The sequence below is a fragment of the Arthrobacter sp. efr-133-TYG-104 genome (assembly GCF_030208915.1).
In the GTDB taxonomy this organism is placed as follows: domain Bacteria; phylum Actinomycetota; class Actinomycetes; order Actinomycetales; family Micrococcaceae; genus Arthrobacter.
Genome location: NZ_JARVTA010000010.1, coordinates 105,423 through 130,236, shown reverse-complemented (window position 1 = coordinate 130,236; position 24,814 = coordinate 105,423). Strand labels below are relative to the sequence as shown.

At 63.2% G+C, this 24,814-nt stretch carries 20 protein-coding genes, 1 tRNA gene and 1 other RNA gene; 9 read left to right on the top strand and 13 right to left on the bottom strand.

The window, feature by feature from the left end; genetic code table 11:
• The first annotated feature begins 154 nt into the window (after positions 1-154).
• Complete coding sequence (locus tag QRN04_RS09315) at positions 155-889, top strand: response regulator transcription factor (RefSeq protein WP_284975733.1); 735 nt, start codon at positions 155-157, stop codon at positions 887-889.
• Between the two features lie 44 nt (positions 890-933).
• On the opposite strand, the gene QRN04_RS09310 is transcribed toward QRN04_RS09315, so the two are convergent.
• From QRN04_RS09310 to QRN04_RS09295, 4 genes are all read right to left on the bottom strand, one after another.
• A complete protein-coding gene (locus tag QRN04_RS09310; RefSeq protein WP_284975732.1) occupies positions 934-2,388 on the bottom strand; it encodes a purine-cytosine permease family protein in 1,455 nt (484 codons plus the stop codon).
• A 272-nt stretch (positions 2,389-2,660) separates the two neighbouring features.
• Positions 2,661-2,960 (bottom strand): DUF4193 domain-containing protein, encoded by a 300-nt coding sequence (locus QRN04_RS09305; protein WP_284975731.1) that lies wholly within the window; start codon positions 2,958-2,960, stop codon positions 2,661-2,663.
• Positions 2,961-3,091: 131 nt separating this feature from the next.
• Positions 3,092-4,438, bottom strand: a complete 1,347-nt coding sequence (locus QRN04_RS09300) for an aspartate kinase (protein ID WP_284975730.1) — start codon at positions 4,436-4,438, stop codon at positions 3,092-3,094.
• Positions 4,439-4,665: 227 nt separating this feature from the next.
• Positions 4,666-5,190 carry a hypothetical protein gene (locus tag QRN04_RS09295; RefSeq protein ID WP_284975729.1) on the bottom strand — a complete coding sequence of 175 codons (525 nt, stop codon included), beginning with the start codon at positions 5,188-5,190 and terminating at the stop codon, positions 4,666-4,668.
• Between the two features lie 141 nt (positions 5,191-5,331).
• On the opposite strand from QRN04_RS09295, the gene QRN04_RS09290 reads away from it, so the two are divergent.
• On the top strand, positions 5,332-6,033 hold the full coding sequence (locus QRN04_RS09290) for a response regulator (RefSeq protein WP_284975728.1): 702 nt from the start codon (positions 5,332-5,334) through the stop codon (positions 6,031-6,033).
• Complete coding sequence (locus QRN04_RS09285) at positions 6,030-7,412, top strand: sensor histidine kinase (RefSeq protein WP_284975727.1); 1,383 nt, start codon at positions 6,030-6,032, stop codon at positions 7,410-7,412. Before QRN04_RS09290 ends, QRN04_RS09285 begins: the two co-directional genes overlap by 4 nt.
• Before the next feature lie 5 nt (positions 7,413-7,417).
• On the opposite strand, the gene recR is transcribed toward QRN04_RS09285, so the two are convergent.
• From recR to ffs, 3 genes are all read right to left on the bottom strand, one after another.
• Positions 7,418-8,017 (bottom strand): recombination mediator RecR, encoded by a 600-nt coding sequence (recR, locus tag QRN04_RS09280; RefSeq protein ID WP_284975726.1) that lies wholly within the window; start codon positions 8,015-8,017, stop codon positions 7,418-7,420.
• Between the two features lie 33 nt (positions 8,018-8,050).
• Entirely contained in the window at positions 8,051-11,020 is a 2,970-nt protein-coding gene (locus QRN04_RS09275; RefSeq protein ID WP_284975725.1) for a DNA polymerase III subunit gamma and tau, read from the bottom strand.
• Positions 11,021-11,054: 34 nt separating this feature from the next.
• Positions 11,055-11,151: signal recognition particle sRNA small type (ffs, locus tag QRN04_RS09270), an RNA gene on the bottom strand.
• 349 nt (positions 11,152-11,500) lie between these two features.
• On the opposite strand from ffs, the gene QRN04_RS09265 reads away from it, so the two are divergent.
• Positions 11,501-11,585: transfer RNA gene (locus QRN04_RS09265), tRNA-Ser, on the top strand.
• A 127-nt stretch (positions 11,586-11,712) separates the two neighbouring features.
• Here the strand turns inward: QRN04_RS09265 and QRN04_RS09260 are convergent.
• On the bottom strand, positions 11,713-12,153 hold the full coding sequence (locus tag QRN04_RS09260) for a VOC family protein (protein ID WP_284975724.1): 441 nt from the start codon (positions 12,151-12,153) through the stop codon (positions 11,713-11,715).
• 28 nt (positions 12,154-12,181) lie between these two features.
• Complete coding sequence (locus QRN04_RS09255; RefSeq protein ID WP_284975752.1) at positions 12,182-13,096, bottom strand: LysR substrate-binding domain-containing protein; 915 nt, start codon at positions 13,094-13,096, stop codon at positions 12,182-12,184.
• Between the two features lie 123 nt (positions 13,097-13,219).
• On the opposite strand from QRN04_RS09255, the gene QRN04_RS09250 reads away from it, so the two are divergent.
• The gene (locus QRN04_RS09250; RefSeq protein WP_284975723.1) at positions 13,220-16,693 is read left to right on the top strand and encodes a bifunctional proline dehydrogenase/L-glutamate gamma-semialdehyde dehydrogenase; all 3,474 of its coding nucleotides are present in this window, start codon (positions 13,220-13,222) and stop codon (positions 16,691-16,693) included.
• A gap of 100 nt (positions 16,694-16,793) precedes the next feature.
• Here the strand turns inward: QRN04_RS09250 and QRN04_RS09245 are convergent, their stop codons facing one another.
• A complete protein-coding gene (locus tag QRN04_RS09245; protein ID WP_284975722.1) occupies positions 16,794-17,717 on the bottom strand; it encodes an oxygenase MpaB family protein in 924 nt (307 codons plus the stop codon).
• A 186-nt stretch (positions 17,718-17,903) separates the two neighbouring features.
• On the opposite strand from QRN04_RS09245, the gene QRN04_RS09240 reads away from it, so the two are divergent.
• Both QRN04_RS09240 and QRN04_RS09235 read left to right on the top strand, forming a co-directional pair.
• Positions 17,904-19,349: a M23 family metallopeptidase gene (locus tag QRN04_RS09240; protein ID WP_284975721.1), complete on the top strand. Its 1,446-nt coding sequence runs from the start codon at positions 17,904-17,906 to the stop codon at positions 19,347-19,349.
• A gap of 151 nt (positions 19,350-19,500) precedes the next feature.
• Entirely contained in the window at positions 19,501-20,430 is a 930-nt protein-coding gene (locus tag QRN04_RS09235; protein ID WP_284975720.1) for a phosphodiesterase, read from the top strand.
• Here the strand turns inward: QRN04_RS09235 and QRN04_RS09230 are convergent.
• Positions 20,408-22,042 (bottom strand): stealth family protein, encoded by a 1,635-nt coding sequence (locus QRN04_RS09230; protein ID WP_284975719.1) that lies wholly within the window; start codon positions 22,040-22,042, stop codon positions 20,408-20,410. The genes QRN04_RS09235 and QRN04_RS09230 overlap by 23 nt on opposite strands.
• Before the next feature lie 15 nt (positions 22,043-22,057).
• Entirely contained in the window at positions 22,058-22,978 is a 921-nt protein-coding gene (locus QRN04_RS09225) for a Cof-type HAD-IIB family hydrolase (protein ID WP_284975718.1), read from the bottom strand.
• A 135-nt stretch (positions 22,979-23,113) separates the two neighbouring features.
• On the opposite strand from QRN04_RS09225, the gene QRN04_RS09220 reads away from it, so the two are divergent.
• Together QRN04_RS09220 and QRN04_RS09215 are read left to right on the top strand one after the other, a co-directional pair.
• On the top strand, positions 23,114-23,413 hold the full coding sequence (locus tag QRN04_RS09220; protein ID WP_144661451.1) for a type II toxin-antitoxin system VapB family antitoxin: 300 nt from the start codon (positions 23,114-23,116) through the stop codon (positions 23,411-23,413).
• Positions 23,406-24,074 (top strand): LytR C-terminal domain-containing protein, encoded by a 669-nt coding sequence (locus tag QRN04_RS09215; protein WP_284975717.1) that lies wholly within the window; start codon positions 23,406-23,408, stop codon positions 24,072-24,074. Before QRN04_RS09220 ends, QRN04_RS09215 begins: the two co-directional genes overlap by 8 nt.
• On the opposite strand, the gene QRN04_RS09210 is transcribed toward QRN04_RS09215, so the two are convergent.
• Complete coding sequence (locus tag QRN04_RS09210) at positions 24,034-24,759, bottom strand: TetR/AcrR family transcriptional regulator (protein ID WP_284975716.1); 726 nt, start codon at positions 24,757-24,759, stop codon at positions 24,034-24,036. The genes QRN04_RS09215 and QRN04_RS09210 overlap by 41 nt on opposite strands.
• Positions 24,760-24,814 lie beyond the last annotated feature (55 nt).

The following is a 24,814-nucleotide window of genomic DNA, read 5'->3' as shown; positions in this document are numbered from 1 at the left end:
CGTGCAGATTCGGGGCCTGACCCTTGCTCGCCAGGGGCCGTTGCCTGTCACGATCATTGTGGCCGTGGTCCGCGGCAAACGGAATAAGCACTTGTGCGTATGCGCGGCGAGGCCTACCCTAGCCCTGCCACCCAGTACGTGGTCCGTGAGGTGAATGATGGATCCTATTGCCGACCTCTCTGCCCAGCTGACTCGTCTTGGCAGCCACGCCACCTATCTGGACGCGGCCAGCGAGATGCTCTTGGCCATGTTCCCAGGGGACAGCGTTGCGCGGATCGTTGTGGATATGGACCGCAGGGAGGCCGACGCGCACGCCCGATACCCCGAGAGCCACCCTTCAGGCGCTGCGGAAGGGTGGCACGAGCTCTGGGATGATCACCCCGTCCTCTTGAGCTGCATTAACGGCTACACCCCAGGGATGTGGCAACCGCGTCGCCTCAGCGATCTTGTGTCGGACCGTGAATTACACGCCACCCGCGCCTACCAGCTCGGTCTTCGAGTGCTGGGCTCGAACAGGCAACTCTCGTTCCTCACCATTCGGAACGGGCGAGGCAACGTGGAAGGGTGGTCCCTGAACCGTTCCACGAACGATTTCACGGACGCCGAAGTCGGACTTTCCGCGCACGTGCAACCGATTTTGCGGCTCTTGGACATTGCTTACGCCGGCGGGGAGCGCGGTACTGCAGGGCAGGAAGCGGCTGAAGCCTTTCTCCTCACCAGCCGCGAGCGCGAAATTATGGAGCTCGTGGGGCGGGGCCTCACGGCTATATCGATAGGCCACCTGTTGGGGATCAGTCCAAGAACAATTGGCAAGCATCTTGAGCACGTTTACGCCAAGCTCGGTTGCAACAACAGGATCGACGCATTGCGACGATTGAATAGCCGATAACGTTCGTGGTGCCCCTTTCCCGCTCCCAAGTGAAGGGCCGAACCTCAGGGCTCGAGGTGTGAGTTTGACGCTTCCTCAAGTTCGGCTGCTTGGGCCTCCGCCAAACGGAGTTCCGCGGCGGTGTCGATGTGGCGGGTGAGCACCCAATACAGGAAGCCCGCTACGGGCAAGCCGATGAACAGGGAGATGTCGGCGTCGCCCATCGCAGAGGCGGCAGGCCCCACGAAGAGCTTGCCCGCTGAGAAGAACGGAATCATGACCGCAAAACCAACGAGGTAAGCGGTTATTCCGGCCCAGCCCCAACGACCATAGATCCCGTTGGGGTGGAAGATTTCCGCTATCGCGTAATGGCCCTTGCGGACAATGAAGTAGTCGGTGAGGTTGACCGCCGTCCAAGGGATAAAGAAGTACAGCACCAGCAGCAGGAAGTCGTTGAAGTTGGCGAGGAAGTCGGCGGAGGCGATGTTCGCGAAGACCAGCGAGAAGATTGCGGTGATGGCAATGGTGATCACGCGGATTCTGACAGTGGGCCGGATGCGGCGCAGGCTGTCGATGGAGGAGATCAGCGTCAGGGAGCCGCCGTACATGTTCAGCGCAGTGACGGATACGAGTCCGAGTGCCGCGACGAACAGCGCGATCGACCCAAACCCCGGAAACAGTTTGTCAGCGGTGTCCTGGATTGAAGCGATGGTCTCGAAGTCCTTGCCGGCTGACGCGGCGATGAACGAACCGAGGAACATCACCCAGATACCTCCCAAAGCGCTGCCCCAGAACGTCCACTTGAACGTACCGCGCCCGGACTCAGGGGGAAGGTAGCGCGAATAGTCTGACACGTAGATGGCCCAGGAAATCTGGTACCCTGCGGCCACGCCCAGCTGCCCCAGGAACGGTACTAGATGGAAATCACCCAGATCGAAAGCACCACCCGGCAGATCAAGATGCGTGAGGGCAGCCACGGTGAGCAACGCCAACATGACGATGGTCAGGTACGTCAGGTAGCGCTCAAAACCGTGGATCAGGTCATAACCGAACAGCGCCACCGCCGCAGCGATAATCGTGACGACCCAAAACCAGAGTGTTTCGCTCCCGAAGTGGACCGACCCTGCCACGGCCTGGCCAGCCAGGACGGTGTTGAAGATGTTGAATCCGGCGTACTGAAGATAGGCAAACAACCACACCAATAGTGCGCCGACGTAACCGAACTGCGGCCGCGACTGGATCATTTGGGGCAAACCAAGCTGGGGCCCTTGGGAGGAGTGCGCCGCCATGAACAGCGTGCCCACCAGCACGCCGATCGCGATTGCGATCAGGGACCAGATCAGGTTCCCGCCGGTCGTGATACTGATCAGCCCCACCGCGAGTGTGGCAATCTGCGCGTTGCTCATGAACCAGAGCGGGCCGATATGCGAGACCTTTCCGTGCCTTTCCCCGAGCGGAACGTAGTCGATCGAGCGGACTTCAAGTCCTCGCCCCGATCCCGGGGTCGTCGCGGTACTCATGGCATATCTCCTAGGTTGTGCGATGCTGCGGACACGGTTAGGGATGGAAAAGCACGGCGGTTTTAGACCGCTCAATCAGGATAGGTGACGCTGGTCACTTACGGGCCACTGCCGCTCTTCTTCGTGTCGACTCACAGAGGCTTTCAGACAGAAAACTGCCCCCCGTAAGTCCAACTTACGGGGGGCAGTTCAGCTTGTTCCGGTCCTTCTGCAGTCAATCCCGACGGCGGCACACCCTGACGATCTCTCGGTCCGCCGGGGAAGGGCTCGTCTTAGCCTTCGCAGTCGATGCAGTAGGCCACGCCATCCTTTTCCCGCGCGATCTGCGAGCGGTGGCGGACCAGGAAGCAAGAGTTGCATGTGAACTCATCGCTGGCCTGGGGAATGACCTGAATAACTAGTTCTTCGGCAACAATTTCGCCGCCGGGGCCGTTGGCGTCGAGGCCATCGGTTTCGTCCAGTTCCAACACGACACTCTTGGCCGTGGGGGCACTGGCGGACTGGAGAGCCTGGAGGGACTGCTCCTGGTTCTCTTTTACATCAGTACGGAGTTCGTCGTAATCGGCTGCCACTTTTTAATGCCTCTTCGTGTTAGGGGGTTACCGGGTATGCAACGTACAGCATGCCATGAAAATTCCGTACCATACCCCAGTTCTGCGGCTTGTGGCGAAAACCACGTAAGTATCAGCCAAAAAACCCACTTCTAGCGGCCGGTGCCGCCGTACACGGTAGCTTCAGCATCGCCGTCGAGCTCGAATGCAGCGTGAATGGCGCGGACGGCGTCATCGAGGGCATCGGCGCTGGTAACCACCGAAATGCGGATCTCGGAGGTCGAGATCATGTCGATGTTGATCCCGGCGTCGGACAGGGCCTTGAAGAACGTGGCCGAGACGCCCGGGTGCGAACGCATTCCTGCGCCGATCAGGGACAGCTTGCCAACGTTCTCGTTGTATTCGATGCTCTCGAAGCCAATTTTGCCTTCAGCTGCGCGCAGCGCTGTCAGGGCGTCCGCACCCTCAACGATGGGCAAGGTGAAGGAGATGTCCGTCCGGCCCGTGCCGTGGGTGGAGACGTTCTGGACAATCATGTCGATGTTCGAGTGGGCGTCGGCGATGACCTGGAAAATCGCAGCAGCCTTGCCGGGGATGTCCGGTACGCCAACTACGGTGACCTTGGCTTCGGACCGGTCGTGCGCGACGCCGGAGATGATTGGCTGCTCCAAGGCAACTCCCTCTTCGATGGTGAACTTTTCCTCGGCTCCGGGGATGACCCAGGTGCCTTCTTTCTGGCTGAACGATGAGCGCACGTGCAGGGGCACACCGAAGCGGCGGGCATATTCCACGCACCGCAGGTGCAGGATCTTGGCGCCGGAAGCAGCAAGTTCCAGCATTTCCTCACTGGAGATGCGGTCGATTTTTTGCGCCGTGGACACAACGCGCGGGTCCGCCGTGTAAATTCCGTCTACGTCGGTGTAGATCTCGCAAACATCGGCTTCCAGCGCTGCAGCCAACGCGACGGCGGTGGTGTCCGAACCGCCGCGGCCCAGCGTGGTGATCTCGTGCGTGGTGCGGCTCATGCCTTGGAACCCCGCCACGATGGCGATGTGCCCTTTGTCCAGCGCCGTGCGGATCCGGTGGGGGTCGACGTCGATAATCCTGGCTTTGCCGTGGATGCCGTCGGTGATCATGCCCGCTTGGGAGCCCGTGAAGGACTGGGCCGAGGCGCCGAACTTGTTGATGGCCATGGCAAGCAACGCCATGGAAATACGTTCGCCAGCGGACAAGAGCATGTCCATCTCGCGGGCCGGAGCGGAGTCAGTGACCTGCGCGGCAAGATCAAGGAGTTCGTCGGTGGTGTCTCCCATCGCGGAGACCACCACCACAACCTCGTTACCGGCCTTCTGCGCGTCCACGACTCGCTGCGCGACCCGCTTTATGCCCTCAGCATCGGAAACCGAGGAGCCGCCGAACTTCTGAACGACCAGTTGCTTGGTGGTGGCAACCTCGTTGGAGAGCTCGTCGATCTTCACATCGGTAGTGGGCATAGTCATGTGCGCACCCTCACTGCATCACTAGGGTTCGAACGAGGCACGCTGTTTTACAGCTTGGAGCACGCCTGCGTAGTTTATGTGGCCAGTTTATCGCCGCAGGCGGCCGACGCAGGAATTGTGACCGTTCCCAACCACATGCTGGGTCCAACCACATGCTGGAAACACAAGGGACGGGTACAGCACCCCAAGTACCGTACCCGTCCCTTGGCCCGTAGCCAGGTAGGAGCTTAAGGCTTGGCTGACGGTGTCGCTGACGGCTTGGCCGAAGGCTGGCTCAACTTGGTTTGGATGGCCTTAGCTGCCTTCTGGATCTTGTCGCCGTAACCTCCGTTGAGGGCAGCGTCCTTGATCTTGGTCGCGTCACCATCACGTTCCGACGCCGACGCCGCTTCGAGCGTCTTGAGGTCGGTCTGCAAGTTCGCAGGCAGCTTGTTGAAAGCCTGGGTGTGGTGGATCAACACATAGGCGACCTCGTGGGCCTTATCGCCGAACCCGGAAGTGCCGCTGATATCGGTCCTCAGCTCTTCCCGGAGCGCACGGACAAACGGATGCGTGGCTTGGGTTCCGCTCCCTGCTTTCGCGGGTGCCTTCGCCGAGGCCGATGCGCTAGGAGTGGGGGAGGGGCTTGTGGTGTCTGCGGAGGCGCCCGTGACTCCCAGCGCGACTCCGCCGAGCAGGACTGCCCCTGCAGCGGCCGCGCCGCGGATGCGCCAGAGACGGCCGCGGCCGTCCCGCTGTGGCGTGGTGTTCATGATTGCTCCTTAGTGATCCAGTGGACTGACAATTCCACTATTGCCCAGCGATGTCGGAAACGGGTTCAGGGAATGTAAGAGGACTGTAAAGTATGGGCGGCGTGCCACTTGTTGGAGTCTGCAAGAGCGTTCAATGGAGTCATGGAACAACCGACGGCCCAGCCGTCCCGCGGCCTGGTCCTGATCGTGGAGGACGAGCGTGCCATCGCCGATGTGCAACGCCTGTACCTCACCCGGGCCGGTTTCGGGGTGCACGTGGAAACTACCGGGGAAGGCGGTCTGGAACGGATCCGCAGCCTGCGGCCTGTTGCGGTGATTCTCGACGTCGGGCTGCCGGGTATCGACGGCGTCGAGGTCTGCAGGCGCCTGCGCGCCCAAGATGACTGGACCCCGATCATTTTTGTCACGGCCCGCGACGAGGAAGTCGATATGCTCCTGGGATTGGAGTTGGGCGGCGACGACTATATGACCAAGCCCTTCTCACCCCGGGAACTTGTCACCCGGCTCAAAACCGTCCTCCGCCGTACCGCTGGTGTACCCCGGAGTGGCGTGTTGCGCGTCGGATCGGTGGCCTTGGATCCGGATAACCGCAGTATCAGCGTAGACGGCACAGCGGTAGAGCTGACCGCCAAGGAGTTCGACGTGCTTGCCTACCTGATGGCCAGCCCGGGCAGGGTTTTTAGCCGTGAGCAGCTTCTGTCCGCCGTGTGGGGGCAGGCCAGTTACACGGCCGGGCGGACCGTGGATGTCCATATCGCCCAGCTACGTTCCAAGCTTGGCGAGGGCAGCCCTATCAGGACCATGCGCGGCGTCGGCTATTTCGTGGACGGAGGCCGCCCTTGAGCTGGTTACGGTCCCTTGCCGGGCGCATCACGCTGGTCACGGCCGCCGTCGCCGTCTTAGCGGTGCTGGTCACGGGCAGTACCGCCTTTCCCCTGATACGTTCGGCCGCCGTCGAGCAAGCAAGGCAACAACTGGCCCGTCAGGCGGATGCGTTCGCCGCAACCCCGGTTGCCTCCCAGGCGCTGGATTTGCGTGAGAGGCACCTCCTAGGGCCTGACACCTACGAACTTTCAACCATCACGGTCGGCGGCGCCGTCAGCGGAGCTGCAGCTCAACTCCTCAGCACGGGGGAGACGCAGCAAGTACTTTCAGGGGAAAAGGTGTCCCGGACGGTCACCAAGGGCGGTGTGCAGTTCTTGGTGGAGGCTCGAGCACTGCCCAAAGGAGGTGCAATCGTGCTGACCAGGTCCTTGGATGACGTCAACGCAGCCTCCGCCCAACTCCTCCAACGGACCCTGCTTGCCCTCGCCGCGGGCCTGCTGATCGCGGTGCTGGCCGGGACGCTGCTCGCCCGGCGGCTCTCCGGGCCGCTCGTGAGGACTGCTGCCGCCGCGCGGCGGATGGCAGCGGGAGAACGGACCGTCCACCTTGACCCCGATGGGGTGACCGAGGTGCGCGCAGTGGGAGAAGCGATCAACACCCTGGACCACGCGCTCATGGCCAGCGAAGGCAGGCAGCGTGAATTCCTCCTCTCCATCTCCCACGAAATCCGGACGCCCCTGACAGCAATGCGTGGCTACGCCGAGGCGCTCGAAGACGGTTTGATTCCGCAAGAGGACATCGCCGGGATTGGCCGCACGCTCTCCGCCGAGACGGACCGCTTGGATGGATTTGTCCGGGATCTACTGGCATTGGCACGGTTGGAGGCCGACGATTTCACCCTGGACATACAACCCGTGAACATCGCCGTGGTCTTGGAACAGGCGCAGAGCGCCTGGAATGGCGCCGCCGTCCAAGCCGGCGTCGAACTGACGCTCCAACTGCCGGAAACCCCCGATGGGCACCCCGTGCTGGCCCTCACGGACGGGCAAAGACTCCGCCAAATCATCGACGGCCTGATAGGCAACGCCCTGCGGATCACACCACCGGGACAACCCCTAGCCCTCAGGGCATGGCTGGAAGAATCAGGCCGCGTGATCGGCGTCGAAGTTCACGACAGCGGGCCGGGCCTCACTGCCGAGGACGCCGCCGTCGCGTTCGAACGCGGCGCCTTGTCCCGCCGCTACACAGGACAACGCCCTACCGGCAGCGGCCTTGGCCTGTCCATCGCGGCCCGGTTGGCTCAGCGAATGGGTCTCAGCCTGACGGTGGAACCGGTTCCGGCGGGTCAAGGTGCCCGTTTTTGTATCCGTCTCCCGCGTGCGGCTGCTGTTTCGTGATGGTGCTAGATCAGCGCGTTTCTGCGGCCCTCGAAGGCGCGGCCCAACGTTACCTCGTCGGCGTACTCCAAGTCGCCGCCCACCGGCAGGCCAGAGGCCAACCTGGTCACGGTGATGCCAATCGACTTGAGCATCCGTGCCAGGTAGGTGGCCGTGGCTTCACCTTCGAGATTGGGGTCGGTGGCAATGATGATTTCCTGGATGGCACCGTCGTTGAGGCGTGTGAGGAGTTCGCGGATGCGCAGCTGTTCGGGCCCGATGCCTGCGATGGGATTGATGGCCCCGCCCAGCACATGGTAGCGGCCGCGGAATGACCGTGTGCGCTCCACCGCGAGAACGTCCTTTGACTCTTCCACCACACAAATCACCGAAGGATCACGGCGTGGATCCCGGCAGATGTTGCACATCTCCTGCTCGGTCACGTTGAAGCACACCGCGCAGAACTTAACTCGTTCCTTGACGGTAGTGATAGCCGTGACGAGGCGGCGCATGTCCTCGGGGTCCGCCTCAAGGATGTGGAAGGCCAGGCGTTGGGCTGACTTTGGTCCGACCCCGGGGAGCCGACCAAGTTCGTCGATCAGCTCCTGAACTGCACCTTCGTACAAAATTTCCTCGTTTGTTTGACATCAATGCCGCAATTAGCGGGCTTGCAAGGGAGAGCCGTCCAATGCTCGCTCTTCGATCAGCTTTCCGCCCAGAATACGCTCCACCGCCGCGCGTCCAAAGACCCGCGATTCCTCGATGGTTTCATCCTCGGGGCTCGGGATATCCTCCGTGACCGCGGCCGCTGGGGCCTGGGTCCGTACGGGAGCCTGGACCCTGCCAGCTTGCGCCTCAGGGCTGTTGGTCAGCCGTTGGTACAGGCTTTGGCGCCCTGAAGGAACGCTCGACGGCGGTCCCTCCTCCAAGGTTGCGACCGAACCCCGCACTTCCTCGGTCTGCCCAGCCAGGGACGGCCATTGGGCGGGTGCTGGTGCCGGAGCCGCGGCGGGTGCCTGGACCGCGACCGGCTCTTTTGCGGTGTCCGGGATAGCGGCCGGTGCTTGGGCGGCGGCCGGTTCATAAGCGGCGGCGGCATCGCTGCGGCGGGGGTTTTCGGCTTCGCTGGGGTTCCCGTTTGATGTGAGGTTTCCTCTTGAAGAGGGGTTCTCCGCGGACGCTCCGGCTCCCTCAGAGAGGCGGCTAGCTGCCTGGCCTACATTGGAATCCGTGCCAACCACCCACGTGCCTGGTGCCTGCTCAACTGCTCGCGACCAAGGATCCTCGGAAGTGCCGGGTGCTGCCGAACGGGTTGTACTGCTCGCAGCAATCTCAGGGGTGTCTCCGGCGATTGCAGCGGACGCGGGGTACGTCTTTGGGGCGTCTATGGCACCTCGGGAGGTACCCGCAGACGGCGCCGCCTCCATTGGGGGCTCCCAATCTGCAGGAGGCTCCTCGTCCATGGGTGGCGCATCTTCGTCGCGGGGAGGACCCCAATCGTCGTCAGGTTGCGAATAGTCGCCATCACCGTGCTGGGCGGACTGTGCCGCCTTCGATGAGGCGTCCACCCCGGAAGGGATAGCAGTGTTCGCCGCCGGAATGGCCGTGGACTCTTGAGGCGTGGGCCCTTGAGGCGTGGACTGTGCTGGCACCGGAGTAAGGTCACCAGGTGCAGGGTCGGTAGCTTGGGCCGGAACAGATGGTGCGGCGGGAGCGGTTGGTGCAGCCGGGGCAAGGCCCCACGCTGCGTCCACTGCCGAGGCTGGCTGTGTTGCCGAGGGTACTGGCGCCGTTGCTTCCGGGCTCGGTGCCGTCGGCCGGCTAGTAGGCGCTTTTGGGTTTGGCTCAGAGCTCGCTGAGCTGTTGCCACCGGCCACTGCCACAATTTGGCAGTCGATACCGATGGTTTTATGGATCGCTTGGCGAAGATTCTCGGAATGGTCTGCGCGTCCGAAAGCGCCAGCCAAGCCACTCGTAGTGAAGGCCAAGGTCAAAACCTGGCCATCAAACTGGGCCACCTGGGCGTTCGGTTCCACCAGTGCCCATGTGCTTCGCTTGATCTTGCTCAATGTCTGGAGGACGTCCGGCCACGCGCGGCGCAGAACTTCGACGTCGCCACCAGCACTACCAGCCCCTGCGGCACTTCCAGCACCTGCATCACTACTGGCGCCCTCAGCCCCACTAACTGCCGGAGCGGGTGCGGGCTGCGGGGCGGGTGCGGTGCTAGCCGCGGGAGTGCTTGCGGGTGCGTCTGGCTGCGGTTGCCGTGCCTCGGGCTCGGCCACGTGCTCGGGCGCGGCTTGTACGGGCGACGGCTCGGCAGCTGGTTCCGGAGTGGATGCTGGTGCCGCGACCGGAGCCGGTGCCGAAGCTGTAGGCGCGCCGGCTTGTGCGGCAGCGGGCGAGCCAGCCACCGCGCCAGGCGTGGATGAAGCAACGGCAGGCGTACCGGCGTCGTCCGCGTAGTTGAGGCGACGTTCCACGCGATCGATGCGGGCGGCGATACCGCGTTCCGTTTGCTCAGCGCTCGGGAGCAGGATGCGGGCGCAGAGGAGTTCAAGGTGCAAGCGCGGTGAGGTGGCACCTGTCATTTCCGTGAGTGCAGTGTTGGTGACATCGGCGGCCCTCGAGAGCTCGGCCGCGCCCAGGTTGGTAGCTTGGTTGCGCATGCGGGCGATCTGGTCCGCGGGCATCCCGCGGAGGATGGCTTGGGCGCTTTCAGGCATTGCTTGCACGATGATGAGGTCGCGGAAACGTTCCAGCAAGTCTTCGACGAATCGCCGGGGATCGTGCCCCGTTTGGATGACGCGATCCACCGCCTTGAACACCGTGGGTGCATCTGCTGCGGCTATGGCATCGACGACGTCGTCCAGCAGGGAAGCGTCCGTGTATCCGAGAAGCGCGACGGCGAGCTCGTACGCGAGCCCGTTTGGTCCCGCACCGGCCATGAGCTGATCGAGGACCGAAAGGGTGTCGCGGACTGAGCCGCCGCCCGCGCGAATCACGAGGGACAGCACGCCTGGAGCGACGGGAACGTTCTCCTGCTGGCAGAGGAGTTCCAGATACTTCAAGAGCGGTTCGGGCGGCACCAGCCTGAAGGGATAGTGGTGGGTGCGCGAACGGATGGTGCCGATGACCTTGTCCGGCTCCGTAGTGGCGAAAATGAATTTGATGTGTTCCGGCGGCTCTTCAACGATCTTCAGGAGGGCGTTGAAACCTGCCGACGTAACCATGTGGGCTTCATCGATGATGAAGATCTTGTAGCGGTCCCGGATAGGGGCAAACGTCGCGCGCTCGCGGAGATCACGGGCGTCGTCCACGCCACCGTGACTTGCGGCGTCGATCTCTATAACGTCCAGTGAGCCGGAGCCGCCGCGGGCCAACTCGACGCAGCTGGGGCATTTTCCACAAGGGCTGTCTGTAGGTCCCTCGGCGCAGTTGAGGCACCGGGCCAGAATGCGGGCCGAGGTGGTCTTACCGCAGCCCCGGGGACCGGAAAACAGGTAGGCGTGGTTGACACGGTTCTTCCGGAGTGCCGTCATCAGCGGTTCCGTGACGTGTTCCTGCCCGATAACGTCCGCGAACGAGTCGGGTCGGTACCTTCGATACAGGGCAGTTGTAACAGTCACAGGGGAAACCTACCTATAGGGACTGACATTTAAATATAGTGACCCCTCATGCACCCGCCAGAGCCCATCTACCCTTGCTACCTTCCGGTCCTGGGGGAGTTCAACAGGATGACGCCACATGAGGGGCCGTCGACAAGCTTACCCGAACTTACTTCGGGGTTCGAATCGGGTCCGTGGACGTGTGGATAAGGCACGATGACGGCTACAAACCGGTCTCGGCCATTGCATATCGGGCAACCGCGGCGGACCATGTGTAGGTACGCCGATTGGGGCAATCTCAAGATTGTGAGGTGCGGGGCCTGGGGGCGAGGGGCCGGACCCAGCAGCTCAACGGCGCACCGCGAGAATGGGCGCGTTGGGGGCGCCCATTTTTCCGTTAAGCGGTGTTCTCGGAACAAGGACGACGGCGTCTCTCCTCAGGCGATTACACGATGTAAAAATTCTCAGGTACAGTAGTATCTGCTTTCGATTCGGAAGCAAGGAGAATTCGCCTAGCGGCCTATGGCGCACGCCTGGAACGCGTGTTGGGTTAACGCCCTCGGGGGTTCAAATCCCCCATTCTCCGCGTTTGTGATGAGTCGGGACATCCTTCACGGATAAGTCGAGTCATCGGTTACACCCCGGTCTTCGGACCGGGGTGTTTTTCTTTGTCCGGATTCTCTGGGTTGGTAGCCGCGGGCTGCGTTGTGGAACTAACGTCGACGCTCGGCCAAGGACACGATGATCCCGTCCGGACCTCGGACGTAAGCCATGCGCCATACGCCTTCGTATTCTCCGACGCCGCCAACCAGGCCGTAGCCGTCCTGCGAAAGCCGGGCGAGGGCGCCGTCGAGGTCGTCCACCTCGAAGGTGACGTTTCGCAATCCCGGTTCAGTGGACATCGCTTGGGGCGAGCCGGGGCCATGGGGCGGATAGGTGAAGCTGGACAGCTCGAGGGCGGTCCCGCCGTCGGGGGCTCGCAGGGTGGCAATCTCACTCCGGGAGCCTGGAAATCCGATCACAGTGTCCACGAATTCGCCTTCCATGAACATCCGTCCCTCCACCTCCAAGCCCAAGGTCGTGAAAAAGGTCAGCGCGGCCTCAAGGTCGGTTACCGTGATCCCGACGTGATCGAACCGGCGAACAAATGACATGGCGACTCTCCTGTCCTCTCAGCGCAGCCTAACCCGCAGTATCCTCCTGCTGGGCCGCCGCGACGCGTTCGAGGACTTGGCGGCAGGCGAGAATGGCGGGATGGACGCGACCGGCGGTTCGGGTGGACGTAAAGACTGTGCGGTTGGGTAGCCCCGGCAGGTCGATGAGTTTGACCGGGCGGGTTCGGCCGGTCCATACGAGATCCGGCATGAGGGCTACCGCATTTCCGGACTCGATGAGGCGGATCTGCGCTTGGAGGTCTGCGGTTTCGTAACGGACATCGGGTTCAAACCCTGCCGACCGGCAGGCCTGCTCAGCCCAGTGACGTGACGCTGCACCACGGGGTTCCATGACCCATGGCATGGTGGCCGTGTCCGCCAAGGAAGATACCGACTCGCCACCGAGGCCAACCGGGGGAGTGGCTAAGCGGATGGCGTCACTAGTGAGGATCGCCCGATCGAGGCCGCTGTGATGGGGTGCTGCGTGGCCGGGGTATTGCTCCGCTACCACCAGGTCAAAGTCGCGCGCCCAGGTTTCATACAGGGCGGTCTCCGGTTCACGCTGGGTCATCTCCACGCGCACCTCAGGGTACTCGTGCCGCATGATGCTGAGAAAGTCGGGGAGCAGTGCCAACGCGGCGGATTGGAAGACGGCCAAGCGAACCGTTCCTGTCACCATGGACAGTGATGCCGCCAGCTCGGTCTCGGCCCGTTCGAGGGTTTCCAAGAGCGCAGCTGTATGGGCCACGAGGATCTCGGCCTGCGGGGTCAGTTGTACACGCCTGCCGGCTTTGCGGAGCAATTCCACCCCGGCTTCCTTCTCCAGGAGGGTCAATTGCTGGGAGACCGACGAGGGGCTGTACTGCATCGCGTCGGCCACCTCGGCCAGCGTTCCGCGGATCTTCAATTCGTGCAGTAAACGCAGCCTGCGGACATCCAGCAAGGCGGCCTCCAAAGGATCGGATTGGATAACGAATATTCATCAGAAAAGATCGCTTTTCCTAATGGAATTGTAGATCCATACTGATGGAAACAAACAAACTTCTCCGCCCCAGAAGGAGCCTCCATGACCAGCACCCTACCGGATGCCAGCACCCCAAGCACCGAGGATTCAGGCCAATTTGATGCCTTGGCCCAAGAAGCCATCGCGTTGGTTCGTCACTGGTTGACCGAAGCCAGCAAGATCCCTGTGGATGTGTCCGCCCAGCGCCTCGCAGGTGTCCTCAAGGATCCGAACGGCTTGGAGTTCACCGTTGGGTTTGTCGACGGCGTCATCCGCCCGGAGGATCTGGCCGTCGCCGGCCGTAAACTCGCCGAGCTTGCACCAAAGGTGCCCAAGTTCCTCCCTTGGTACATGCGCAGCGCTGTCCGCGTGGGCGGTGTCATGGCGCCCATCATGCCGCAGGTGGTTATCCCGATCGCCCGCCGTGTGCTCCGTGAAATGGTGGGCCACCTGATTGTTGACGCCACCGATGCGAAGCTGGGTCCCGCAATCGCGAAGATCCGGCAGGACGGCGTACACCTGAACGTGAATCTCCTCGGCGAGGCCGTCCTGGGTGAGCACGAGGCGCAGCGCCGCCTGGAAGGCACCCTGAAGTTGCTGGCCCGCGAGGACGTGGACTACGTGTCCATCAAGGAATCCTCCACCGTGGCTCCGCACTCCCCGTGGGCTTTCGCCGAAACGGTCGATCACGTGGTGGAGAAGCTCACCCCGCTTTACCGCCTCGCAGCGTCCTTCCCTAAGCCCAAGTTCATCAACCTGGACATGGAGGAGTACAAGGACCTCAGCATGACCATCGCGGTGTTCAAGCGCATCCTGGATATGCCCGAGTTCAAGAACTTGGAAGCCGGGATCGTCCTGCAGGCCTACCTCCCGGACGCCCTCGGCGCCATGCAGGAATTGCAGGAGTGGGCCGCTGCACGCCGGGCCAAGGGTGGGGCTCCCATCAAGGTCCGTGTGGTCAAGGGCGCCAACCTTCCCATGGAACAGGTTGAAGCTTCCCTGCACGATTGGCCGCTGGCAACTTGGGGCTCCAAGCAGGACTCGGACACCAGCTACAAGAACGTGATCAACTACGCCCTCACCCCGGAGCGCATTGACGCGGTCCGCATCGGCGTCGCGGGCCACAACCTCTTCGACGTCGCGTTTGCCTGGCTTCTGGCCAAGCAGCGCGGGATTGCCGGGCAGGGACAGAAAGCGATCGAGTTCGAAATGCTCCTGGGCATGGCAACGGGCCAAGCCACCGCTGTCCGCAAGGATGTCGGCAGCCTCCTCCTGTACACGCCCGTGGTCCACCCGGGTGAGTTCGACGTCGCCATCGCCTACCTGATCCGCCGCCTCGAAGAGGGTGCAAGCCAGGAAAACTTCATGTCGGCCGTGTTTGAGCTCAGCGAAAACGAGGGCCTCTTTAAGCGCGAACAGGAGCGCTTCCTCGCTTCCTTGGCCAACATGAAGGACGATGTCCCGGGTCCGAACCGCAAGCAGGATCGCCGTCTTCCGGCCGAGCCCGGCCCGCTGGAAGGCTTCCGCAACACCCCTGACACCGACCCGGCCCTCCCCGCCAACCGTGCCTGGGGCCGAGACATCCTGGCCCGCATCCCCGGTTCCACGGCTGGCAACAAGATCGTGGAATCCACCAAGGTTTCCGATGCCGCGGAGCTGGACCGCATCATTGCCACCGCCGTGGACCACGGCAAGGCATGGGGTGCCCGCCCCGCAGCCGAACGCGCAGCCATCTTGCACCGTGCCGGCGACGTTCTCGAGTCCCGCCGCGCCGAACTCCTTGAGGTCATGGCTTCCGAAACCGGCAAGACCATCGACCAAGGCGACCCCGAGGTCAGTGAAGCAATCGACTTCGCGCACTACTACGCTGAGCGCGCCAAGGACTTGGAAACGGTCGACGGCGCCACGTTCGTCCCAGCGAACCTCACCGTGGTGACCCCGCCGTGGAACTTCCCGGTTGCGATTCCTGCGGGCTCCACGCTCGCAGCGCTCGCTTCAGGTTCCGCCGTCGTGATCAAGCCCGCAAAGCAGGCCCGCCGCTCCGGTTCGGTGATGGTCGACGCCCTCTGGGAAGCCGGTGTGCCCCGCGAAGTGTTGGCACTGGTTCAGCTTGAAGAGCGCGAGCTCGGCACCCACCTCGTTTCGCACCCGAGCGTGGACCGCGTCATCCTCACTGGTGGCTACGAAACCGCCGAGTTGTTCCGTTCGTTCCGCCAGGACCTGCCGCTGCTCGCGGAAACGTCGGGTAAGAACGCCATCATCGTCACCCCAAGTGCCGACCTGGACCTCGCTGCCAAGGACGTGGTGTACTCGGCGTTCGGACATGCTGGCCAGAAGTGCTCTGCCGCATCACTGGTGATCCTGGTGGGCTCGGTGGCGAAGAGCGCCCGCTTCCACAACCAGCTGATCGATGCAGCCCGATCCCTGACGGTCGGCTACCCGGATAACGCCACGTCGCAGATGGGGCCGATCATCGAACCAGCCAACGGCAAGCTCCTCAACGCCCTCACCACACTGGGCGACGGCGAAACGTGGGCCATCAAGCCCGAGCGCCTCGACGACTCCGGCCGTTTGTGGTCCCCGGGCATCCGCTCGGGCGTCAAGCGTGGCTCCTACTTCCACCTGACGGAGTTCTTTGGCCCCGTGCTGGGCGTCATGACCGCTGACACCCTTGAAGAAGCCATCGCCATCCAGAACGAGATCGAGTACGGCCTTACGGCAGGGCTTCACTCCCTGGATTCCGCTGAGATGGGTGTCTGGCTGGAGAACATCCAGGCCGGAAACCTGTACGTCAACCGCGGCATCACCGGTGCGATCGTCCAGCGCCAGCCCTTCGGTGGCTGGAAGAAGTCCGCAGTCGGGGCCGGAACCAAGGCCGGCGGCCCGAACTACCTGATCGGCTTGGGCTCCTGGCTCCCCGCAGAAGCCAAGGTCAAGCGCGGCGCCGTCCTTCAAGGTGCGGCTGCCCGGCTGCTCGCTGCTGCCAAGTCCGCCGGCGTCTCCGCTGAGGAAATCCAGACCCTCCAGCAGGCACTCTTCAGCGATGCCGCAGCATGGGAAAGCGAGTTCGGCACGGTCAAGGATGTGTCTGCTCTGACTGCAGAACGCAACGTCTTCCGTTATCGCTCACTGCCGGTCACCATCCGCCTCTCCGAAGGGGAAACGCTCGCTGAACTGATCCGCGTAGTAGCAGCCGGTGCAGTGGCCGGTTCGGCGCTCAAGGTCAGCTCCGCCGTCGTGCTTCCTGACGCTGTGGTATCCGTGTTGGCGGACCTGGGCGTCAGCGTTCGGATCGAGGACGACGCCGCGTGGCTGGCTCGTGCAGCGAACTTCGACGCCGGCCGCATCCGCCTCATCGGCGGTGACTTCGCCGCGCTGAGCGCAGCCATGGGTGGCCGTCCCGACGTCGGGGTTTACCACGGCGCAGTGACCCAAGCCGGCCGCATCGAGATGCTGCCGTTCCTCCGCGAGCAGGCCGTGTCCATCACGGCGCACCGGTTCGGCACCCCGAACCACTTGTCCGACCACGTGATCTAGGCGGCACGCCTGGAATGACGCCGAGGGGTTAGCTTTTGGGGCTTTGGAAACATCAAAGCCGCGAGAGCTAACCCCTCGACCGTTCAGGGGGCACGGGTCGTCACACCTGCGCGTAGCCCAGCCTCTGCAATCTGCGGCGGGCAGCCAACTCACTTGGACCATGCGATCCCAGTGCCAAGCGAACCATGCCCAGCACGGCCCTCGCTGCGGTGATGACGGGCAGAGGGATGGGGCCAAGCCGGGCAGGCCCGATCCCCAGTATGGCGCGGTACTTCGGTTCCAAGCTTGCGACGGCGGCCGCGAACAGAATGCGGTATCCGGGCCTGAGGAGCGGGCTGAGCGGCGGCGTTCGGATGAACGATACTGTCTCGGCGAGGCGTTCATCGGCCCGCAGCACTCCCGAGGAATACCACCTCTCCAATTCGTCACGTACCTGTGCATAGGTGACGGGTGGGTCTTGCACCCCCATCAGTTGGCCCGCCACCGCCCACTCCCGGACGTAGGCATCCGGGCCTCCTGGGATGGCCTGCCCCCAGATGCGGTTGGCCGTAATAAACGAGTCAGCATAAGTGACGTGGACCCAGCGAAGGAGTTCGGGATCGTTGGCGGCGTAATCACGCCGGGCGCCGGTGCCATCCACATAGGTGCCCCGGACGTGCTCGTGGATCTTTCGCACGCGGAGGGTGGCGGCCTCGGCCGCGTCCTTTGAACCGTAGGTCACCGTGAAGATCCAGCGGATGGTGTTGGCCAGGCGGCCGAGGGGATCCTTTTGGAAGCCGGAGTGCTCGTAGACGCCGGCAAGTGCGCCGGGGTGGAGCGCCTGCATCAACAACACCCTGATGCCGGCAATGATGGTGGCCACATGGCCGTGAACTGCCCAGACGGCTGAGCCGGGCAGGTAATAACCGGCGTCGTTCCCTTCCGCGAGGCGCGGCACCCACTCCGGTGGCGTGCCTGAGGTTCCCGTGAAGGTGCGCTGCAGTTCATCCCTGTACTCAGTGAGGTAATTCCTCATGTAGTCCATTCGACCGCGCTTTGCCTGAGCTGTACAGACAAGCGCCGGAGAACCTCAAGACGTCTTGAGCAAAAACTGCGCGAACCTTTCCAGTACCTGCCATGGGGAGCCCTTTATTTCTGGTGTGATTACGGCCACAATGGGGATTGCACGCCAGGCTGGGGTTTGGTGCCGCTGGCTTTTGGGGAGTGTTTTGTGGGCAAGCATCATGATTCAAGCAAGGTCCTCCACCTCGTGCGCATGGGCCGCTTCCGGCGAGTCGCGCTGGCGTGTTTCATTGCCGTCACCGCGTTCTTCGCTTTCGGTTTCCAGCCACTGAACTCCGCTCCCGTTGGTTCGCCCGACGGAGCCTCGACCCAGGCCTTGGCAGGAGCTGTGGCCTTGGGGACCCTCGTGCCCCCGGACGCGCAGACCGCCGTGATTGATCCCAATCCTGAACCTCCGGTCCAAATGCCTGGAACGCCCATGCTCTCCTTCGACCGTGCTGTGGTCCGCGCTGTGGGCAAGGACGGATCCGGTGCGCTGAATGTTGCTTCCGCCGGCTTGGCGAGGCCTCCGGCTGGAAGCCTGTACGCGCCCCTGGAAGTCCTGAATCCGAGTTCACCGTACGGGTGGCGCATCAGTCCGATCACCGGCCTGCCCAATGATTTCCACTGGGGCCAAGATTATGCCGCAGCGTGCGGTACCCGGGTTTACGCTGCCGACGCCGGGGTTGTCCGTGCAGTAGGGTGGCATCCTTGGGGCGGCGGAAACCGTGTGGAAATTGACCATGGAAACGGCCTTGTCACCACGTACAACCACCTGCAGGGCATTGGTGTGACTCTGGGGCAGTCGATTCAGGTGGGCCAAGTCATCGCCGAGGTGGGGACGACGGGATGGTCCACCGGTTGCCACCTCCACTTCGAGACCATTGTCAACGGCCTCCACACCAACCCCAACGGCTGGATCTACCTGCCTACCCATCAAGTGGATCCGCTGCAGAACATCACCATGGTGAGTTACGAACCAGGCGTAGGCACGGGAGTTTCCACCGCGCCGCAGTGGGCCGTCCCGATCGCCGACGCCAGCAACCGCGCGGTCATTGGCGGCGACCAAGAAGTATCCGTAGCACCGCCGGTGGTCACGGCGCCAGCGGCTGGCCAACCCGCCGTCGCGGCCCCCAATCCGCCCGTCGCTGCTCCGCCGTCAACGGTTCCGCCCGCATCGTCGGGAGCGACCCCACCCGCCCAGGCCACCACGCAGGTCCCCGCTGCAACGCCGACGCCGACCCCGACGCCGACTGCCACCCCGACGGCGACTGCCACGCCGACGCCAGCGGCGACGCCAACCCTGACGCCGGCGCCAACCCCGACCGCTACCATCACCCTCACCCCCGTGCCCAAAGCTCCGGCTCCGGTCCCGTCCTCCAAGGCGCCGGCCGTGACACCTCCGCTGCTGACCCCGACAGTGCTGCCGCCCGCAGTGACCCCCACAGCCCCGCCGGTTCCGGCGCCTTCACCGACCTCACCTGTGGCGATCATCCCCGGCACGCTCACCGCGGTGGTCCTGCCGCCCGGTTACGTTTTGGTAGCACCGGGCCTCGTGCGGCGCCCTGATGGCGTGATTGTGCAGCTTTCCTCACTGCTGGTCCCGACCCCCTAGACCCTGTTCCTACGCCGCGGACCCTGTTGAAAGAAAGTAATTTTCCAACATTCCGCCCCGAATTAGCTTGTTGTTGGCTTTCTGTCTGGTTGGATTAAGGCAACTGGATTGACACGGGAGACGCCGTCTCCCACCAAACGCTAAGGCAGCTATGGAGCTCATCGAGGCCGAACACCCCAAACCAGGTCATGTGCTTTTGCACTTGAGCGATCTTCACTTGGTGGGGGGACCGAACGAGCTTCATGGCTCGGTGGACAGCGCAGCCAGGCTTCAGGAGATCTGCGATCAGATCGTGGCTTCCCGCATCAGGCCCGAGGCCATCGTCTTTACCGGGGATTTGGCGGACAAGGGTGAAACCGAGGCATACCTGCGCTTGCGCACCATGATCGAGCCAGTGTGCCGCTCATTGGGTGCACGGGCGATCTGGGCCATGGGCAACCACGACAACAGGGCCAATTTCCGCGCAGCTTTCCACGACGCTTCCGAAGCCAGCAGGCCCCAGGATCCGGTGGACCGCAGCTACTTTGTGAACGGCCTGCGCATCATCACCCTGGACACCACGGTTCCGGGCTACCACTACGGGCAGTTGTCCGAGTCGCAGCTGGACTGGCTGGCTTCGGAATTGGCCACACCAGCGCCGGACGGCACGATCCTGGCGATGCATCACCCGCCTGTGCCCTGCGTCCAGGATATGGCCGTTTTGGTGGAGCTTCGCGGCCAAGCCGACCTGGCCGCCGTCGTCCGGGGTACGGACGTCCGCGCCATCCTCGGCGGCCACCTGCATTACTCCACGACAGCGGACTTCGCCGGCATTCCGGTGTCGGTCGCCTCTGCCACGTGCTACACGCAGGACCTGGGCGTGCGCGCAGGCGGCCAGCGCGGTCGCGACGGTGCCCAGTCCTACAACATGGTTCACGTTTACGAGCACACGATTGTGCACTCGGTGGTCCCGATGTCCGGGGGCGCGACAGTGGGCGAACCCTTGGACGCCGCTGAGGTGCAGCGGAGGCTCGCCGAAGCCGGTGTCCGGATTCCCAAGCACTCGCGCCGCGGAACCCTTATTTCTCCCAGGGTGCCTTGACGGGGAAGTACTTCTCCAGGAAGTCCGTCACTACTTCGGCGCGCTCATCCGCCTCGACCTCAGGAAAGCTGCCGTCGTTGAGGCAGAAAAAGTCCATGTGACGCTTCGCCAGTAGCTTGGGCAGATAGTGGAGCCCGGCCCACATGGTGGTGTCCACGTACCGGACTCTCGCGGCCGTCTGGGTGACGGCGCGGCCCGTCAGCAGGGCGTAGTAGTGGTAGAAGGAATTGGTCACTGAGATGTTGTCGGCCGCCCTGAAACGGCTGGCCGCGGTCTTGGCGAATTCCGCGGGGAACTCCTTCTCCATCTTGGCCACCACGCTGCGGCGAAGGGGTGCAGCGGTGTGTTCGAGGTGGCGGGTAGTGATCCGGCCGAACCTTTCCCACAGCAGTTTGCGGTTGACCCGTGCTGCGTTCTCGAAACCGCTGCGTTCGGCATCGTTCTCACCGAGGCCGATCCGGGTGTCGGCCTCGATGAACTTGGTGATGCCGCCCGGTGTGAAGAACATGTCCGGCCCCACCGGGCGGCCGAAGAACATGTCGTCGTTGGAGTAGAGGAAATGCTCTGACAATCCCTCAATGTGGTGCAGTTGGCATTCCACTGCTTGGGAATTGTGCGTGGGCAGCACCGACGGGTCGGCAAAGAATTCCTCGCTGCGCACGATCGTAACCGATGGGTGGTCCGCGAGCCATTTCGGTGCCGGGGAATCGGTGGCGATGAAGATCCGGCGGATCCAAGGTGCGAACATGTGTACGGACCGGAGCGCGTATTTGAGTTCATCGATCTGCCGGAAGCGTGCCTCATGGTCGTCGCCTTCACCGAGGACCGCTCCGGCCTGCTGGGCGCGTCGTGCTGCAATGTAGGCTGGATCGCTGCCATCCACCCAGGAAAAGACGATGTCGATATCGAAATCGATGTCGCTGGCGTGGTCGGCAAACATGTTCTCGATGGTGGGCCACGCCAGGCCGTGCCGCTGGACTGTGCCGCGCACCGCGTCCTGCCGGAGCATTGTGCGGCGGGTCAACGAATTCTCCACCGGAAGCTCCAGATGGTCGCCCTCGAACCTCCACAACTCAAGCTGCACGCCCAAAGCCGGTCCGTACCAGAGGCCACCGCCCGGTTCCACCCTGGGCCGGTACAGCCGGAAGATCCTCGCCTTGCGGTTTGCGGACAACTCACCGTCAGCAACCAGGACCGAGGCTTTCCGTTTGGCGTCAACGGTCATGGAGTAGAACGGCTCGTCATGGAAGGCTCGGACCAGTGCCTCCCGGACCTGTCGCCGCGCTTCCCAATCCACGGCAATGACCGGACGTTCGTCGTTGCCCCTGACCAGGATGAAGTCGACGTCGGCTGCTTCCAAGGCTGCCCTGACCGCCAGAAGATCGGACACCATGGCCTGCTGCGGGGTCAGGTCGCTGATGACCATGGCGTACCGCCCGCGGTGGCGGACGACGTCGGACCTGTGTCTGAGGTTCGCGACGACGGCAGGGGAGACTGCCTCGGCAACGGCCTCCTCTTCCACGGTGGGGCTGCCATGGTAAATCGGATCAACTGGTGCTTGCGTGATGGCGTTTTTCTCCGGAATCTGTGGGGCGGGTAGCTTTGGGGGCATCTGCGGGGTGTCGGCCTAGATGGACAGCGCTTCACGCCAACTGCGAAGGAAGGCAGCGCCGGCGTCATCATGGATGACGTCCTCCGCGAGGCCCAGGTCAGTTGCCGTGAGGATGGGGTAGGGCTTCACCGGTACGCCGTCGGCGGGTCTCACGTCCACGTGCTTGACGTCATGGTCATTGTGGTGAAGCCAGTCTGCCATGGCGTAGTCCGTACGGGAATCACCTACCGTCCGCCACGAGAGGGGTGTGATGCCGTGTGCCGCCAGGAGCTCCACGGCCCTACTGGCTCCCAGGTCCTTGCCGAGCCGAACCGATTCAATATCCGTGGAGATAATGGTGGGGTCCAGCCTGTAGTCCGCGGCGTCGTCGGATTCGGGAGCGTGGTGGTCCAGGATCGCGGCGTCGAGGCCGTGGAGGCCCATGAGGTCCAAGGCATCGGAGTCAAAGAGTTTCTGTTCCGCCAAGTAATCCTCGTTGGCAACGTCCAGGCGCTGCTCCACGGAGACCATGGCGCGCTTGGTCTCGTCGAAGAACATATGCGTCGAGTAGTCCTCGGCCACGAGCCTGCGAACGTCGTCTCCGTACGCCGTCGGAACAGCCAGCTCGTTATCCACATGGATGGGGCCTGCCCCTTGGGCGGTGTAGCTGAACCACACTGCGCCTTTTTCGCAAACAGCGTGGATCACCGTGTCGGTGGGCATGCCGGCAGCGATCATGGGCTCCATGACCTGCTCACAGATGAACGCATCTGAGCGGCCGGTATTGAAGATGACGGGGATGCCCGCCGAGGCAAGCGCCACAAGATCGGTGATGATGTCCGGCTTGACGTCACGCGTCACGGGACTGGCGATGGGGCCGTCGACGTCGAGCAGCAACGCCAGTGGGGGCGTGGTGCGGGCAGCGGTCCGGCCAGTACCTGGGAACGGTTGGGTCATGGTTCTATTCTGTCAGTCCCAAGGCGGTAGGACCCAGCTATGACGCCCCACCACGATAATCACCTTTTGGCTACAACCTGTCCGTGCCCGGGGTCAAAAGTTCCGTTACGGCCTCTTCTTCCCTAGGCTTGCAGGGTGATCTTCAAAGCTGTGGGCGAGGGACGCCCGTACCCTGACCATGGATATACCGCGCCACGCGACTGGGCGGCCCTGCCTCCGCGGCCGGTCCGCCTCGATGATTTGGTGACCACCAAGAGGACCCTGGACTTGGAGGCCTTGTTGGCTGAAGATTCCACATTCTTCGGTGACCTTTTCCCGCACGTCGTCCAGTACCAGGGCGTCATGTACCTCGAAGACGGCCTCCACAGGGCCGTGCGCACCGCGCTGCATCAACGCACTGCCATCCATGCCCGCGTGTTGGTGATCGATGGCTAGGCGTCCCCGGGACGTCACCCAGCTTCACGGGCACAGGGTTGTGTCCGGCCAGGAGCTCCGGGCAACTTTTGCCGAGGATGAGGAGGCGCGGCGCGGTAGTTTTGCCCGTCGGCTCCTGCACGGCATCGTCCTGGTCCTTCTGGTTGGCGTGATCTGCGCCGGAGCCGTGGGGGCTTGGGCCGTCATGAACGGAGTGATCAAGGTGCCCTCCGCGGTGGCCAGCAAAGCGCCCACCAGCCTGTGCCCCACCACCACCTTTGACTACGTCCCGAACACAACGGTGAACCTGAATGTCTTCAACGCCACCACCCGGGGCGGATTGGCGAAGACCGTGGCCGATCTGTTTGTGGCACGCGGCTACAAAGTAGGCGGTGTAAGCAACAGCAGCACCGCTTACACAGGCGTTGGCGTGGTGGTCTCCGGCGTCAAGGGCGAGGCTGCAGCATTCAACATCCAACGGAATCTTGCCGGCACCGATTATTTCCAGGACAACCGCACTGATGGTTCCGTGGACGTCATTCTCACGGCCGGCTACGAGCGTTTGGTGGAGCCTCAACTCGTGGACCAGAGTCCCGGCAAACTGCAATGCCCGCGGGAGGACCTGCGGATTGCGGACAACGCTAAATGGCCGGTGGTCCCGACACTGCCGGCGGGACACTAGCGCCCGCGGAACAGAGAAGCTGCACATCGTCCAGGCGTACGGCATGTCCGGCTGCATCGAACCGTGCGCCGGCTCCCAATTGGATGAAGCGCACCGTCTGGGCCGCATACGTCTCAAGCGGCGTCGGGGATTCAATGGCTGTGTGTGATTCCTCCGCCGGCCGATTGCGGCGCGCGGCGCTGGCCGAAAGTGTCCCGTGAATGAGCCGGGCCAGTTGGGCAATATCAATGTCCGGGAGATAGCCCTGCTGTACACCATCACGGAGGATGTCCTGGAGGAGGACGTTGAGATCCCCCACATGGTCCGCGAGCTTGGCGAACGAGCCTGGGGACAGGACGGCGGCCATCGCGGGGCCGGGCGGCAGATGGCGGCGGCTGAGGTCCTCCACCTGCGCGCGAACGTAGAGGGCAAGCCTGTCTACGGGGTTTTCGAGCGCCTCGAGCGCTTCCCTGAGATCCTCGATGAACCGCTCGGTCTCATCCAAGGCGTACGCAATGAGCAACTGCTCCATGTCGGCGTAGTAGTTGTAGACGGCGGTACGCCCCACCTCGGCGTGGCGGGCGACGTCGGTCATGGTCAAGCCGGGCAGTCCATGGGTGAAAAGCAGTTCGCCGAAAGCCTTCAAGATACGGCGTTGGGTCGCGGCGCGTTGGGCTGCATTCGTGGCGGCCGTGATCTTGGGCATGTAGACACTTTACCGTTATCTGTCACTAAGAGTCGTCATGGTCCTCCCGCCGCTT